Raw genomic sequence first — 14878 nt, 5'->3', positions numbered from 1 at the left:
ATATGAGTGTCGCGCATCCTCCCGCCTCGCGCGGCCGCTTAAGCCGCATGACCGCACTGTTCTGGCGCAAGCCGTCGCTCGGCCTGTTCCTGCTTCTGCTCGCGCCGCTGATGTGGTTTGGCATCGTCTATTTAGGATCGCTGCTGACGCTGCTGTGGCAGGGGTTTTACACCTTTGACGATTTCACCATGGCCGTCACGCCGGACCTGACCCTGGCGAACATTCTGGCGCTCTTCAACCCGGCAAACTACGACATCATCCTGCGCACGTTAACGATGGCGATTGCGGTGACCATTGCCAGCGCTATCCTGGCATTCCCGATGGCGTGGTACATGGCACGATACACCCGCGGCAAGTGGAAAGCGTTTTTCTATATCGCCGTGATGCTGCCAATGTGGGCGAGCTACATCGTCAAAGCCTATGCCTGGACGCTGCTGCTGGCGAAGGACGGGGTAGCGCAGTGGTTTCTTAGTCATATGGGGCTGGAGCCGATCCTGACCTCACTCCTTACGCTCCCGTCAATTGGCGGCAACACCTTGTCCACCTCCGGGCTGGGACGGTTTCTGGTCTTCGTCTATATCTGGCTGCCGTTTATGATCCTGCCGGTCCAGGCGGCGCTGGAACGCCTGCCGGCCTCGCTGCTGCAGGCCTCAGCCGACCTTGGCGCGCGTCCTCGCCAGACTTTTCGCTATGTCGTTCTGCCGCTGGCCATTCCGGGCATTGCGGCGGGCTCAATCTTCACCTTTTCTCTGACGCTGGGAGATTTCATCGTTCCGCAGCTGGTGGGGCCGCCGGGCTACTTCATCGGTAACATGGTCTACTCGCAGCAGGGTGCCATTGGCAACATGCCCATGGCCGCCGCGTTCACGCTGGTGCCCATCGTGCTGATTTCTCTTTATCTGGCGTTCGTGAAACGTCTGGGAGCATTCGATGCACTCTGAACGCGCACCGCTGTTCCTGAAAGTGGCAGCGTGGGGAGGCGTCATCTTCCTGCACTTCCCGCTGCTGATTATCGCGACCTACGCCTTCAACACCGAAGACGCTGCCTTCAGCTTTCCGCCGCAGGGGCTGACGCTGAAGTGGTTTAGCGTGGCGGCGGGGCGCGGCGATATTATTGAATCCGTGACGTTGTCACTTCAAATTGCGGCGCTATCTACCGCAATTGCCCTTGTGCTTGGCACGCTTGCTGCAGCGGCGCTGTGGCGAAGCGAGTTTTTTGGCAAGAATGCGATTTCGCTGTTGCTGCTGTTGCCGATTGCATTACCGGGGATCATCACCGGTCTGGCGCTGCTGACGGCCTTCAAAACGATCAACCTTGAGCCGGGGTTTTTCACCATCGTGGTCGGACACGCCACCTTTTGCGTGGTAGTGGTGTTTAACAACGTGATTGCCCGATTCAGACGCACCTCCTGGAGCCTGGTGGAAGCGTCGATGGATCTCGGGGCCGACGGATGGCAAACCTTCCGCTATGTGGTGCTGCCCAATCTGGGTTCCGCGCTGCTGGCCGGGGGAATGCTGGCGTTTGCCCTGTCGTTTGACGAGATCATCGTCACGACATTTACCGCGGGACACGAGCGCACGTTACCGCTGTGGTTGCTCAACCAGCTCGGGCGTCCGCGCGACGTGCCGGTTACCAACGTCGTTGCTCTGCTGGTGATGCTGGTGACAACTCTCCCCATTCTGGGAGCCTGGTGGCTCACCCGCGACGGCGAGAACATCGCTGGTGGCGGGAAATAACTTCGATTTAAACAGGACAACGCTATGCAAAACCAACTGCTGATTAATGGTGAACTGATTACTGGCGAAGGGGAAAAGCAGCCGGTTTACAATCCCGCCACCGGAGAGGTGCTGCTGGACATCGCTGAAGCCTCTGCCGCGCAGGTCGATGCTGCCGTTCGGGCTGCCGATCGTGCCTTTATCGAGTGGGGGCAAACCACCCCGAAAGCCCGTGCAGAGTGCTTACTGAAACTGGCCGACGCCATCGAAGAACATGCCGACACTTTCGCGAAGCTGGAATCCCTTAACTGCGGCAAGCCGCTGCACTGCGCTCTGGGTGATGAAATTCCGGCGGTGGTGGACGTTTTCCGCTTCTTTGCCGGGGCGGCCCGCTGCCTGAACGGCCTGGCAGCGGGGGAATACCTTGAAGGACACACCTCGATGATTCGCCGTGACCCGGTGGGCGTGGTTGCCTCTATTGCACCATGGAACTATCCGCTGATGATGGCGGCGTGGAAGCTCGCGCCCGCGCTGGCGGCAGGAAACTGCGTGGTGATTAAGCCCTCAGAGATCACCCCGCTGACCGCTCTGAAGCTGGGAGAACTGGCAAAAGATATCTTCCCGGCAGGCGTTCTGAACGTGCTGTTTGGGCGGGGGAAAACGGTCGGCGATCCGCTGACCGGGCATGAAAAAGTCCGCATGGTTTCGCTGACCGGTTCGATTGCGACCGGGGAACATATCATCGGCCATACGGCGTCCTCCATTAAACGCACCCACATGGAGCTGGGCGGTAAAGCGCCGGTTATTGTCTTTGATGATGCCGACCTGGATGCGGTTGTCGAAGGGGTGCGGACGTTTGGTTTCTACAATGCCGGACAGGACTGTACGGCGGCCTGTCGTATTTATGCCCAGAAAGGCATTTATGCCGCGCTGGTGGAAAAGCTGGGCGCAGCGGTCGCCAGCCTTAAAATGGGGGCACCGGAGGATTCCTCTACCGAACTGGGACCGCTCAGCTCGGCCGCCCATCTTTCTCGCGTCTGTCAGGCCGTCGATGACGCGAAAGCGCTCGGCCATATCCGCGTTGTCACCGGCGGGAGCAAAAAAGAGGGGGCAGGCTACTACTTCCAGCCAACCCTGCTGGCGGGGGCAAAACAGGACGATGCCATCGTTCAGCGCGAGGTGTTTGGCCCGGTGGTGAGCGTCACCGAGTTTGACGATGAGGCGCAGGTGCTGGCCTGGGCGAACGATTCGCAATACGGCCTGGCGTCATCGGTCTGGACTAAAGACGTGGGGCGCGCCCATCGCCTGAGCGCGCGCCTGCAGTACGGCTGCACCTGGGTGAATACCCATTTTATGCTGGTGAGCGAAATGCCGCACGGCGGCATGAAATTATCCGGCTACGGCAAAGATATGTCGGTCTACGGGCTTGAGGATTATACGGTCGTGCGGCATGTTATGATTAAACACTGAGCCCGTCATGCCTGGTCGTATTTGCGGCCAGGCGCTCTCCTTGCCCGCCACCCGTGTTACGTAAGATACTCAATTGTTATTAGCCATAGTTTTTAAGTGGTTATTCTGTAACGAAAAAACTTGATCTGTGTCAACATATGACGCATATTGCGTGCGGTTATTTTTTCGGCTCTGGTATACAGAATGACGTTGTATCAAAAGATGTTGGTTTTTTACGCAATCATGGCTTCCATCTGCGCATTAATTACCTGGTTCCTCTCCAAAGACCGCAAACGTATCCGCCTGCTCAGCGCTTTCCTGGTGGGGTCAACCTGGCCAATGAGCTTTCCCGTTGCGCTGCTGGTATCGCTTTTCTGAAGCACGCTTCCAGTTTTAAAAGATGAACATAGCATTCCTGACGTGATAACTGTATAAATACACAGTGCATCATAAAAGGAGTGCTTATGAACAGTTTTTACTCGCAGCAGGCCGGTTGCACCGTGCGCTGGCACGACTTGCCCGGTACCGGCGATCCCGTGGTGTTCATTCACGGGCTGGGCTGCGCCTCTTCCTATGAATATCCCCGCGTCGTTCGTGACCCGCTGTTTGGCGCGCGCAGAGCGATTCTCATCGACTTGCCCGGCAGCGGCTACAGCGATAAGCCTCTGCACTACAGCTATAAAACCACTGACCAGGCCCACGTCGTCGCGGAGCTGATTGACCATCTTGAGCTGGATGCCTTCTGGTTATACGGCCACAGCATGGGCGGCAGTATTGCTATCGAAACGGCGGGGCTGCTGGCAACGCGCGTGAAGGGACTGATGGTGTCAGAGCCCAATTTTCACGCGGGTGGGGGCATGTTCAGCCGGTCTATAGCGGCGCAAACCGAGCAACAGTTTCTGGAGCAAGGTTATGACGCAATGCTCAGCGCAGAAAAAACGGCGTGGGCAGGGTGCCTGCAGAGCAATGCCGCTTATGCCGTCTGGCGCGGTGCATCCAGTCTGGTGGCGGGCGTTGAACCGGAATGGGAAGCGCAGTTCCTGTCACTTCCTTGCCCTGTGACGCTGATTTTCGGCGAGCTCTCTCTGCCGGATGACGATGTGGAAAATCTAGAGCAGAAGGGTGTTGAGGTAAAAATTATCCCTGCGGCGGGGCATTCAATGTCGTGGGAAAACCCGTCTGCGCTGGCACAGACGTTAGCTGAGTGTATGACGGTGTGATCGTTGTGCAATTTATTATCGTTGCAAAATGTAGGCCGGGTAAGCGCAGCGCCACCCGGCAAGAAGGGCGGCTACTTTATTAAAGCCTGTAGTGCCTGACGTGCGTCAGGCTGAACATCATGCGGATGCTGGTAATCAATGTTCTCTATCGCGCGGCTATAGAGGGCGACCAGCCAGTCGTAAACGTACGCGGTGGCCGCATGCACAGGCTGTTCTCCCAGGCGCGTCAGACGAGGCACGGCGCTACTGACCACTGGCGTGACGAAGATGGCCTGGCCCTTGCGGATGCGGCTTGCCGGACGTACCGCCACGGGCGTCTGGTCGTAACCCAGCCAGCCAATGAAATTGCCCATCACGGCATGCAGTTGCGCAGCGCTACTTTTATCCGCTTCGACGATACGCTGAAGCTGTTGAGGCAGATCAAGCCGGTAGCTGGTGGTCACCAGCACATCCGCGATTTGCTGTAACACCGCAGGTTCCAGCCCAAGGCGGACGGCCGCTGCCTCATTGCGGCTCCACTGGCGCAGATGATTTATCCAGACTCTGTGCGCCAGTCGCGCTTTGTCTTTTGTCTGGAACAGGCCGTTGCTTTCCTGTGCATTCTCGGCAAACAGGTCAATGGTGTCCGTAAACAGCCCGTTCACCTGCTCCTCGCGAGGTTGCTGAACGGCGAGCAGCGTTTCAAAGGCCTTCAGCGGCGGCAGCAGGCCTTCAAGCAGTTCGCCGTGGCGGGCGGCGCTGCTTTGCAGCGTGCGCACCATGTTTTCGGCCTGAGCACGTCTTGTCCCTGGCTCCTCAACCAGCGGCGTCAGATAGCTTTGCATCAGCGATGAGAGCTCCTGTCGCAGCAGGCCTTTCAGCGTGCTGAGACGCTTCTGTCGCTGCGCGGGCAGCGTGGCCTGAGACAGCCACTCGATGACGCGCTGCATGCTGTGGCTGTCCAGGGCCTGCAGCGTGCCCCAGCGTAAGCCCGGCTTACCGAGCAAATGCTGTACGGCTTCGTCGAGGTTCTGCCGGGTAGTAAAGCGGGCGTCATGCGGGGTGATCGCCCACACCAGACCTGGAAGGGCAGACTCTTCAGCAGGCTGCGTCTCCTTCACCCAGTTCATCAACACTTTTGCTTTTTTGGCCGTCTGTTCGTGCTGCGCCGTCGCGTTACAAATCACCAGCACATCAGGTTGAAGCTGTTGACGGTAATGCTCGAGCAGCCACTGGGATTTCGCCTGGCGTAGCGGGTCGGCACGGTTATCTTCAAAAACCGGAATATCAATAATATCGACGTTGTCCAGCGCGCCGTTCTCAACCGGCAACACCAGCTCGCGGGTCAGGAAGGCCAGCACATCGACGGGGATACTGATGGCGTTAAGCATTTCACCGCCATTCAGCGGATGAAGCAGCGTCTCCTGCGCGTCCTGAAGGTCTAACGTGCCGTCGTGCGTCAGGAATCCTTCACCCGGCAGCCCAAAGCTGTCCACCAGCAGGCTAAGCGGGGCAGCAAGATCGCTGACATGGCTGGTCTGGTGCAGCACGTGGGCCAGTTTTAACCACTGCTGGGTCAACTCCTGCTGCTCGCCCCACAGCAGGGACCAGACGCTGGCCCTCGTGCTGAGATCGAGCGATGGCACCAGCTGGGCAAACTCATACCAGAGGGCATCATCAATTTGCTGTTTCGCTGCGGGTACGGTGCTTTGCCAGAAGCGGGCAATCGCTCCCACCTCCTGAGCAGTGATACCGGGCACGCCCTGCGGCTGGCGCAGCCCGCGCCATTTCTCCAGACGTGTCTCAATGACCGCCTTACCCACCGCGCGCATCTGCGGGTGCAGGGTCGTGCGGGCAATAAACAGCTGTACCAGCTCGGCCTCGGTGACCAGACGCAGACGCAGCGGGAACGCCTCATCAGCCACCTCCGGGGTTTCCCGGGTGAAGCGGACGGCCATGTTGGTCAGGGCATGTCCCGGATTGATATGCGAAAAATAGTCAAAGGTGCGCTGGCCTGGCGTTACGTTAAGGCGTCCATTGCCGCTGCCGCACAGAGACAGCAGCAGGTGCGCTTTCGCGCTCTGCGAATGACCGTAAAGCCCAATGCTGCTCTGGCGAGTCATGGCGCGTTCAATGGCCTGCTCCCGCGCCTGCACCGCGTTGATGCGAGCAAGCAGGGCGTCAGCATCGTTATCCAGCACTGGGGCGTTCAGGCGCGTCTCATTAATCCACCCGATTAAGGCCTGAGTGGTGGTCGTGGTCGCTGTCATTTCAGGTATACGCTCCCGCTGTCGATCCAGTAGTGGCTGCCGCTGTGTCGGCGGTCGGCCAAAGTATTCAGTTTGAAGGTTAGTGCGTCAGGCGCAACCGGCGTGCCGTCCTGCAGCCAGGCATCGCTCAGCTCGAAGGCCTCCGGGCCTTCCTGCTTGCTGCCGCCGCAGAGTTTCAGCCGCACGTTCAGCACGCCGTCACCGGCAATGGCTTTGGCCAGTTCAGCCGAGTTAATGCTGAGCGTGTAGAGCGGCGTGGCAGGCCAGCGCGCGTTCGCCAGTTGGCGGAAGCCGAGGGTGACGTTACCGCGCAGCGGGAAGTGCAGACGCGCGTCAAGCTTAGCGCCGGGCTTATCGAGATCGATATCCTGATACCAGACGTTTTCCTCGCGCAGGGTATTGACGGTGTTATCCAGCACGCCGAGATAGCGCACGGTGGAATACGCGCCAATGTCCGCGGCTTTAAAGTTGAAGCGCGGCAGACGCAGATCGAGCGCCAGGCTGCAGAGCATGGCGCCCACCGCGGCTGTCGATTTAGGGTTGCCAATGCGCCCCTGCTGGCTGAACGGATACCACTCGTGCACCTGGTATTTATCCAGCCAGACGATGCGATTGACCGGCACCGGCTGCAGGTGGCGAATGAGCGCCTGAACCCCAGGCAGGCAGCCGGGGCGTCCGGTGATCAGCAGAATATCGCAGCTGTAATGGGAAATCGCCTCACACACCGCGTGGAGCGGGGAGGCCAGCGTAAACTGCCCAGCCAGCATCGCATCCTGCATTTCGCGGAAGTTCACATGCAGCGGCACCGCGAACAGATCGAAAGCGTCTGAACCCGCAGGCAGGGCATGATCGATCGCCTGCTGCAGGTAATTCATCACGTTGCGGGTCGGCTTCTGAGGCAGCAGATCGCCAAAGGTGGCATGCAGACCGGCCAGCGGATCGTCAACGTCGCTGGATTCCCATCCGGCAAGAATGGCATGGCCAATTGGCATAAAGAGCTGCAGCGCCGTTTGCTGACGCAGCACGGCCTGGGTATCAATGCGCCCGGAGTCACCGAACAGCGAGGCCATCAGCAGCGAGGCATCCGCGATACCGGATTTCTGCAGCTGCGTTTGCAGAGCGGGCAACACGTAGCGCTGAATCACGTCCAGAAGCGTATCGTCACCCGCGACCTTAAAGCCTTCACGGAACAGCAGCTGCGGGGTGATTTTGACGTTATTGCCGGAACCGTCGTCCAGTTGGTAATGGGTGATCGCCATATCCGTTGTCCCGCCGCCAATGTCGATGGACGCGACGCGCAGCGCGCGTCCCGGCTGGCTACCCGGCTCAGGCTCACGGTCCGGGCGGGCCAGGGAGGCGAAGAAGGCTTCGGTCTGACCGCCAAAGCGGGAGATGGCTTCGTTATACAGCCAGACCAGCTGACCGCAGCTGGCTTCATCCCACTCCATCTGGATTTCAGGTACCGGCACCACGCTTTTTTCCTGCTGTTTGCGGGTGACAAAATCCTCATCCTGCGGGTGCCAGCCCATCGCTTTCCAGACGATGGCGATGGCTTCAAACATGCGGCGACGGAAAATCTCGCGCTCCTGCTTTGGCATGGCCGAGGGCAGAGTCAGGATCAGGGTGCGCAGCTGGCGCGGCGACGCCGGGAAGCCCAGACGCAAGCGTGTGGCGACGCTGTTGATCTGTCCCAGCGCCTGCGCCAGCAGCTCGCACAGCATGTGCGTCATCAGGGTGCTGCGGCTGTACTGCGGCGAGAAGACCGGCAGGCGCTCGTCCTGCGGCAGCGTGAAGAGCGGCTCGCCGTCATCGTTCATCAGGTTCATCAGCGGGAATGCGGTGGCAAGCGGTTCACGCTGGGTTTTGCTGTTCATCTGGCTAAAGCGCCAGTCCTGCACGACCGGCGTTTCATCCCACAGGTAGCGACGCGGGCTGGAGATACCGCTGTTGCCTTCGGTTCCCAGACGCTGCATCGCCAGTTTGCGGGCTTCATCACCGACGCGCACAATCGACGGCCAGACAAAGGCATCTTCGCGACCGCTTTCAACCGAGAAGTGCTGCTTGCCAAAACGCGCTTCCGAAAACTCGAGACGGCTGGTGAACAGCGGCTCGTTCAGGAATTGCGGCTCGCTGAGCGAGCGAACCTGCAGCTCGGCGGTCTGGCGCAGCCCATCGTTCGCATCGCCGTGGTCTTCAATAATGACGCCGCAGGTGTGGGTATTACCCACGTCGAGGATCAGGTCAACCGGAATGGCTGGCGTGCTGAGCGTATGGGTAACAAATTTCACTTCCGGTACGGTGAGCTGTTCACCGAGCATGGTCAGCACGTTGAGCCAGTGGGCCTGATACTCAAATCCGCGCATCGCCTGCTGGAGATCGCGTTCTGAGCGGTTTTCAACGCCGTCGGCATACTGGGTAAAGGCCTCGCGCAGCCAGCCGTCAATCCAGGTCTGATCGAGGAAACTTTCTACCTCGTTATCGCGCCAGGCCAGCGCGAAACGGGTCCCGTTGAGAATATCGTTTTCAACCGGGGACAGGGCGGACGTGGCGTGTTCAGCAATCTGGCTGTCAAGGGCGAGCGTGACGCGGTGCGTATTGCCTGCCGTATCGGGCGTATCAAGCCTACGCACCTGAACGCGTGCCCAGTTATCCGGCCCCTCAACAAAGGTTCGCGGTGGGTTAAAGCGCAGGAACGGAACCGGAAGCCAGACGCCGTCCAGCACCGTCAGAGACTGATGCAGCGGGATGGTGGTTTCCGGTTTGACCACTTCAGGCTGCCCGCCGTTCATTCCCGGCAGGGTATAGCGACCGTTGACCAGGTCGAAATCGAGGCGCAACAGCGGGCCGTTCGCGGTTTTACGTACGAAGCGCCCGTTGCTGGCGGTGTCCTGCGGCGTCAGACCGAAATCAAGGAACTGCACGCCGCTGTTGGCAATAAGCGTGACGCTTTGTTTATAGTCGCAAAGATTAACCAGCATAGGATCAGGCACCTGCTTTCTTGAACGTCAGTGGGACGACGGTGTTGGCATCATAACGGGCGCGACATTCCGCGATATCGCTGGTGCCGGCTTTACAGGCAACCTCCGGCATCGGGTAGCGGGAACCGTCGGTGCAGCGGGCGGTACCGCGACTTTTAATCATCAGCTCGCCATTGCTGTGCAGCCCGGAGAAGACCTCCGCACGGCAGACCACGTTATCGCCATGGACAACCCGGGCGAAACCTTTGTTGTTCTGGATCTGATAGCGCATTGATGGCGGCTTGCCGGTAACCGGATCTTTCACGTCGAGAACCGCACGCCAGGTACCGTTCAGGAAACGCGTCGATCCCGCTTTTACCTGATTCGCTTCCATCACCATGGCATCTTTCGGGATGGCGACAATAACCACCGGAGCGGTTGTTTGTGCAGGCGCCGGAACTGCTTCTTTTTCTTTGCTGGCCACGACCTCTGCCTGATGCAGCGGTAATTTCATCGCCAGTGGTTCAACCGCTTTGATCGGTTTTGGCGCAATCTCGACGGGCTCTGGTGCAGGTGCCGGAGCGGGGTCAGCGGAAGGCGACTGTTTTGGCCACAGCAGTGGGGCGGCAATGGCGGCGACGATCACGGCGGCAACCGGCAGCGTCCACAGTGGGACGCGGCGCTTTTTCGCGACAATCGCCGGGGGCGTTTCCTGAACGCCTTGCGCCACGACCGGGGCCGGTTCTGGCTCATACAGATCTTCCGGCGTAATGCGCACCACCGTGGAAGGGGCGATCAGCGGCTCGTCAGCCTGTTCAAAGGTCACCAGCGGTTCTGGCTCAGGTTCCGGTTCAGGATCTTCAATGACAACGGGAGCAGGCTCAGGGACCAGCGATTCACGCAGGCAGTCGAGGACATCGTCGCGCGCACTCTCGTTCAGGTTTACAAACCCCCAGAAGCTGATGACCGGCTTTCCGTCTACCAGGAAGAGGAAGTTTTCACCCGGGAACTGAAACGCCTTCGACAGCAGAGAACCAAAAAGCTGCTGCGCGGTTTTGGGCGACTGCAGGCATTTCTTGCTTAACGACTCGACGCTGGCGAGCGTGTTTTCCAGATAGCGCAGGGCGCGATAGCGGTCATCTTCATCTGCCGCTTTCCAGCTGGTTACGCTCCCTTCAACCGGGGAATACCAGTCCACACGGTCACCGCTGTCGTTGACCTGAGGAATTGCCAGACAGTCGACGATGGCCTGTTGTTTGCGCAACCGGAGCGCTTCCCGGATTTGTAACGCTGATTCGAAAACGGCTTGTCCGCCGCCGCCAACGGCCTGAAAGTCATCCAGATTACCGCTGCGTAAAAGAGTTTTTGCCACGATTTGATCCCATATACTTCTTCACACCATTACTTTAACGAAACGAGGAAGCAAACAAACGGAGGAAGAGACGCTAAAAGCGCCGATTTCTTGCGGCATAGAAAGTGACGGTTGTGCTTGACGAATAATGGGCCTTAAGGCAAATCATCTTTTTGGGCGCTGGCTGTAAAACCAGCGAAAAACGCGGCTTTAGAATAACCTGATAGTGTTTCGTTATTTGCCAGGTCATACCGCCTGTGCTGTTATTACTGTCCTATATAATAAAACTGTCAGGGTTATAACCATGTCTACAGGGAAAACACTGCTCGCCCTTGCGCTGAGCGCGCTGTTACCAGCCGGTGCCGCATGGGCGGCAAACAACGATACGCTTATTTACTGTTCTGAAGCGTCTCCCGAGTCCTTCAACCCGCAAATCGCCAGCTCTGGCCCATCTTTTGTGGCCAGCTCCCAGGTGCTGTATAACCGTCTGATCAATTTTGACCCGGTGAAAAACACTCCGGTGCCGTCGCTGGCGGAGTCCTGGACGATTTCACCGGACGGCAAGACCTATACCTTTACCCTACGTAAAGGAGTGAAGTTCAACAGCAACAAATACTTCAAACCGACGCGCGACTTTAATGCTGATGACGTCATTTTCTCGGTCATGCGTCAGAAAGACCCTAAACACCCGTACCACAACGTGTCGCAGGGCAACTACGAATACTTTAACGATGTGGGTCTCGATAAGCTGATCCAGGACGTTAAAAAGGTCGATGATTACCACGTTCAGTTCACCCTGAGCGAGCCCAACGCCGCGTTCCTGGCCGACTGGGGGATGGATTTCGCCTCGATTCTCTCCGCTGAATACGCCGACGCGATGCTGAAAAAAGGCACGCCTGAGAACGTGGACACCTGGCCGATTGGTACCGGGCCTTACGTGCTGCAGCAGTACAAAGTGGATTCGCTGATCCGCTACGTTGCGAACCCGAACTACTGGGAAGGTGAAGTGCCGACGAAGCATCTCATCTTCTCCATTACGCCAAACGTGGAAACCCGCCTGGCGAAGCTGCAGACCAACGAGTGCCAGATTATTCCTGCGCCGTCCCCGGTTCAGTTTGACGCCATCAAGAACAACAAAGACCTGACGCTGCACTCGGTCGATGCGCTGAACGTCGGTTATCTGGCGTTTAACACCGAGAAAAAACCGTTTGATAACGTGCTGGTGCGTCAGGCGCTTAACTACGCGACCGACAAGAAGGCCATCGTTAATGCGGTCTTTATGGGATCGGGCACGGTGGCAAAATCGCCGATCCCGCCAAATATGCTGGGCTTCAATAAAGACCTGAAGGACTACAGCTACGATCCTGAAAAAGCGAAAGCCCTGCTGAAGCAGGCGGGTCTGGAGAAGGGCGCGGAAGTCACGCTGTGGTCAATGCCGGTTCAGCGTCCGTATAACCCGAACTCGCGTCGTATTGCGGAGATGATCCAGAGCGACTGGGCCAAAGTTGGCGTGAAGGCCAAAATTGTCTCCTACGAGTGGGGCGAATATCTCTCCGGAATGCGTAAAGGCGAACATGACTCCGCGCTGTTTGGCTGGATGTCCGACAACGGCGACCCGGACAACTTTGCCGACGTGCTGCTCGGCTGCAACAGCATTAAAACCGGCTCAAACGCCGCGCGCTGGTGCGATAAGGGGTATGATGCCCTGGTGCAAAAAGCGAAGCTGACCAGCAGCCCGGCCGAGCGCGCGAAGCTCTATAGCCAGGCGCAGGAGATCTTCTACCAGCAGGCGCCGTGGATCGCGCTGGCCAACGGGAAAACGTTCTACGCGACCCGCAGCAACGTGACCGGGTACAGCGTAAGCCTGATGGGCAGCGATTTCTCGAAAGCGAAGCTGAACTGATCGTGTGCCCGGTGGCGCTGCGCTTACCGGGCCTACGGTTCCCCCTGTAGGCCGGGTAAGGCGTAGCCGCCACCCGGCAATTCACAAGGAGTGACAATGTCACATTTAAACGAAGTTATCGCCCGCGTCGATGCCGCCATCGAAGAGAGCGTCATCACCCACATGAACGAACTGCTGATTGAATTAAGCGATGATGCAGAGCTGAGCCGTGAAGATCGCTACACCCAGCAGCAGCGTCTGCGCACCGCGATTTCGCATCACGGTAAGCAGCATAAAGAAGAGATGGACGCGCGTGAGGAACAGCTGACGAAAGGCGGCACCATACTTTAACGATCAAAACTGGCGTCGCGCCACCAGCCAGGCCCCGACCACCAGCATCACCGCGCCGCACACCGGGCCAATCAGGGCGCGAAGCGGAATGCCATGGCTCCTCAGCACGTCCAGCACCAGCCCGCCTATCAGCTGGCTTGCGACCAGCACGGCGATGGTCGTCGCCGCGCCAACGTTCTGATAACCGCTGATGCTGGCAAACACGAAAAACGACCCCAGCAGCCCCGGGATAAGCGTCCACCAGCGCACCGTTGCGGCCAGCTCGCTGAATCCCGCGACGCCCTGTTTCAGCAGCAGAATGCTGACAAACAGCACAATGCCGACCAGCGAATTCAGCAGCATCGCGATGAGAATGGTGGAAGAGGACTGGGTGATACGCACCATCAGGGTGTTTTGCACCACCAGACCGATGCCCGCCGCCACCAGAAACGCCAGCGTCAGTGACTGATTCATGGGATAGCGTCCGGATCGCTGCGCTCGTCCAGCTGCAGCTGCATAAAGGTTAAGTCCAGCCAGCGGCCAAACTTGGTTCCCACCTGCGGCATTTGTCCGGTCGTCACAAAGCCGAGCGTCTCATGGAGATGAATCGAGGCATGGTTTTGCGCTTCAATGCCGGCCACCATCACGTGTTTACCGATGGCGCGGGCCTCGTTAATCAGCGCCTTCATCAGCGTTCGGCCAATCCCTTTACCCTGATGGGCCGGATGGACGTAGACCGAATGCTCAACCGTATGACGAAAACCGTCGAAGGCGCGCCAGTCGCCGAAAGAGGCGTAGCCGGTGATGACACCGTCTTCTTCGCTCACCAGAACCGGATAACCCGCCAGCGTGCGCGCCTCAAACCACGCGATTCGGTTATCGGTATCGACGGTTTTATCGTTCCAGATCGCGGCAGTATGCAGCACCGCGTGGTTGTAAATCTCGCCTATCGCAGCGCAGTCTTCTTTGCAGGCATGACGAACGATCATGATGAAGCCTCTGTGTGTTGTTCACTATAGTATTACGTTATCGCTACGATATTACACAACTGTATCCCCCGATCGCTACGGCATAAGCCATATTTTTTTGTTATCAAAAGCCCATTGAAATGCCGTTCATACACTATAGTATGACGTCATGAACACCATAACAGACACGATGAATCAACGGATTAGCGCAAGAATTCGCCTTGAACGCGAGTCTCGCGGGTGGTCCCTGAGCGAGCTGGCGGACCGGGCAGGGGTCTCACGCGCGATGATCCACAAGATAGAACGCGGAGACAGTAGCCCGACGGCCACCTTGCTTGCCCGCCTGTCTGGCGCGTTTGGCATCAGCATGTCAACGCTGATTGCCCGGGCCGAAATGCAGGAAGGCAAGCTGCTGCGCCTGGCAAACCAGCCCGTCTGGCGCGATCCGCAGACGCACTACCTCCGCCGCCATGTTTCTCCCCGTACCGATCTGCCCATCGACCTGGTTCAGGTTGAACTGCCTGCGGGCAGCGATGTTCCTATGCCTGCCTCTTCTTACGCGCTGGCACGTCAGCTTATCTGGCTGCAGTCCGGTGAGCTGGTGTTCCAGGAGGGCGATACGCGCCACGAGATGCACGCCGGAGACTGTCTCGAGCTGGGGCCGCCGAATGACTGCCGGTTCATCAACGAGACGAATGAAACCTGCATCTATCTGGTTGTACGCCTCAATCAGTCTGGCTCGTAATGCTAATGCGA

13 protein-coding genes are annotated in these 14878 nt (G+C 58.4%); 8 read left to right on the top strand and 5 right to left on the bottom strand.

Going from position 1 to position 14878, the window contains the following annotated elements; all coding sequences use genetic code 11:
• The first annotated feature begins 2 nt into the window (after positions 1-2).
• From AC0TNG_RS19090 to AC0TNG_RS19070, 5 genes are all read left to right on the top strand, one after another.
• Complete coding sequence (locus AC0TNG_RS19090) at positions 3-941, top strand: ABC transporter permease (protein ID WP_407820461.1); 939 nt, start codon at positions 3-5, stop codon at positions 939-941.
• A complete protein-coding gene (locus AC0TNG_RS19085) occupies positions 931-1737 on the top strand; it encodes an ABC transporter permease (RefSeq protein ID WP_024907243.1) in 807 nt (268 codons plus the stop codon). The genes AC0TNG_RS19090 and AC0TNG_RS19085 overlap by 11 nt, the downstream gene beginning before the upstream one ends.
• A gap of 24 nt (positions 1738-1761) precedes the next feature.
• Positions 1762-3186: an aminobutyraldehyde dehydrogenase gene (gene patD / locus AC0TNG_RS19080; protein ID WP_048991980.1), complete on the top strand. Its 1425-nt coding sequence runs from the start codon at positions 1762-1764 to the stop codon at positions 3184-3186.
• 183 nt (positions 3187-3369) lie between these two features.
• Entirely contained in the window at positions 3370-3543 is a 174-nt protein-coding gene (locus AC0TNG_RS19075) for a GhoT/OrtT family toxin (protein WP_013096478.1), read from the top strand.
• Positions 3544-3629: 86 nt separating this feature from the next.
• Positions 3630-4385: an alpha/beta fold hydrolase gene (locus AC0TNG_RS19070; RefSeq protein ID WP_473712649.1), complete on the top strand. Its 756-nt coding sequence runs from the start codon at positions 3630-3632 to the stop codon at positions 4383-4385.
• Positions 4386-4456: 71 nt separating this feature from the next.
• Here the strand turns inward: AC0TNG_RS19070 and AC0TNG_RS19065 are convergent, their stop codons facing one another.
• Genes AC0TNG_RS19065 through AC0TNG_RS19055 form a run of 3 tightly spaced genes read right to left on the bottom strand, consistent with a single transcriptional unit; the run spans position 4457 to position 10963 of the window.
• Positions 4457-6634 carry a virulence factor SrfC family protein gene (locus AC0TNG_RS19065; protein WP_473712648.1) on the bottom strand — a complete coding sequence of 726 codons (2178 nt, stop codon included), beginning with the start codon at positions 6632-6634 and terminating at the stop codon, positions 4457-4459.
• Positions 6631-9612: a virulence factor SrfB gene (locus AC0TNG_RS19060; protein ID WP_473712647.1), complete on the bottom strand. Its 2982-nt coding sequence runs from the start codon at positions 9610-9612 to the stop codon at positions 6631-6633. Before AC0TNG_RS19060 ends, AC0TNG_RS19065 begins: the two co-directional genes overlap by 4 nt.
• A gap of 4 nt (positions 9613-9616) precedes the next feature.
• Entirely contained in the window at positions 9617-10963 is a 1347-nt protein-coding gene (locus AC0TNG_RS19055) for an SrfA family protein (RefSeq protein WP_473712646.1), read from the bottom strand.
• A gap of 283 nt (positions 10964-11246) precedes the next feature.
• Between AC0TNG_RS19055 and AC0TNG_RS19050 the strand changes: the two genes are divergently transcribed.
• On the top strand, positions 11247-12845 hold the full coding sequence (locus AC0TNG_RS19050; protein WP_024907249.1) for an ABC transporter substrate-binding protein: 1599 nt from the start codon (positions 11247-11249) through the stop codon (positions 12843-12845).
• A gap of 96 nt (positions 12846-12941) precedes the next feature.
• Positions 12942-13175: a YdcY family protein gene (locus AC0TNG_RS19045; protein ID WP_008501298.1), complete on the top strand. Its 234-nt coding sequence runs from the start codon at positions 12942-12944 to the stop codon at positions 13173-13175.
• A 3-nt stretch (positions 13176-13178) separates the two neighbouring features.
• On the opposite strand, the gene AC0TNG_RS19040 is transcribed toward AC0TNG_RS19045, so the two are convergent.
• Complete coding sequence (locus tag AC0TNG_RS19040) at positions 13179-13628, bottom strand: DMT family transporter (RefSeq protein ID WP_008501299.1); 450 nt, start codon at positions 13626-13628, stop codon at positions 13179-13181.
• The gene (locus tag AC0TNG_RS19035) at positions 13625-14143 is read right to left on the bottom strand and encodes a GNAT family N-acetyltransferase (RefSeq protein ID WP_032647470.1); all 519 of its coding nucleotides are present in this window, start codon (positions 14141-14143) and stop codon (positions 13625-13627) included. Before AC0TNG_RS19035 ends, AC0TNG_RS19040 begins: the two co-directional genes overlap by 4 nt.
• A gap of 148 nt (positions 14144-14291) precedes the next feature.
• Here AC0TNG_RS19035 and AC0TNG_RS19030 point away from each other — a divergent pair, with 148 nt between their 5' ends.
• Positions 14292-14867 carry a helix-turn-helix domain-containing protein gene (locus AC0TNG_RS19030; protein ID WP_008501301.1) on the top strand — a complete coding sequence of 192 codons (576 nt, stop codon included), beginning with the start codon at positions 14292-14294 and terminating at the stop codon, positions 14865-14867.
• Positions 14868-14878 lie beyond the last annotated feature (11 nt).

The sequence above is a fragment of the Enterobacter sp. PL_is514 genome, from assembly GCF_055816715.1.
The sequence above is the reverse complement of the archived record's forward strand: the minus strand, read 5'-3'. Positions and strand labels throughout refer to the sequence as shown.

Bases quoted from the DNA above. Each gene is read 5' to 3' on its own strand.
- AC0TNG_RS19085 (WP_024907243.1), top strand. From the start codon at position 931: ATGCACTCTGAACGCGCACCGCTGTTCCTGAAAGTGGCAGCGTGGGGA.
- AC0TNG_RS19030 (WP_008501301.1), top strand. From the start codon at position 14,292: ATGAACACCATAACAGACACGATGAATCAACGGATTAGCGCAAGAATT.
- AC0TNG_RS19040 (WP_008501299.1), bottom strand. From the start codon at position 13,628: ATGAATCAGTCACTGACGCTGGCGTTTCTGGTGGCGGCGGGCATCGGT.
- AC0TNG_RS19070 (WP_473712649.1), top strand. From the start codon at position 3,630: ATGAACAGTTTTTACTCGCAGCAGGCCGGTTGCACCGTGCGCTGGCAC.
- AC0TNG_RS19060 (WP_473712647.1), bottom strand. From the start codon at position 9,612: ATGCTGGTTAATCTTTGCGACTATAAACAAAGCGTCACGCTTATTGCC.
- patD (WP_048991980.1), top strand. From the start codon at position 1,762: ATGCAAAACCAACTGCTGATTAATGGTGAACTGATTACTGGCGAAGGG.
- AC0TNG_RS19090 (WP_407820461.1), top strand. From the start codon at position 3: ATGAGTGTCGCGCATCCTCCCGCCTCGCGCGGCCGCTTAAGCCGCATG.
- AC0TNG_RS19075 (WP_013096478.1), top strand. From the start codon at position 3,370: ATGACGTTGTATCAAAAGATGTTGGTTTTTTACGCAATCATGGCTTCC.
- AC0TNG_RS19050 (WP_024907249.1), top strand. From the start codon at position 11,247: ATGTCTACAGGGAAAACACTGCTCGCCCTTGCGCTGAGCGCGCTGTTA.
- AC0TNG_RS19065 (WP_473712648.1), bottom strand. From the start codon at position 6,634: ATGACAGCGACCACGACCACCACTCAGGCCTTAATCGGGTGGATTAAT.
- AC0TNG_RS19035 (WP_032647470.1), bottom strand. From the start codon at position 14,143: ATGATCGTTCGTCATGCCTGCAAAGAAGACTGCGCTGCGATAGGCGAG.
- AC0TNG_RS19045 (WP_008501298.1), top strand. From the start codon at position 12,942: ATGTCACATTTAAACGAAGTTATCGCCCGCGTCGATGCCGCCATCGAA.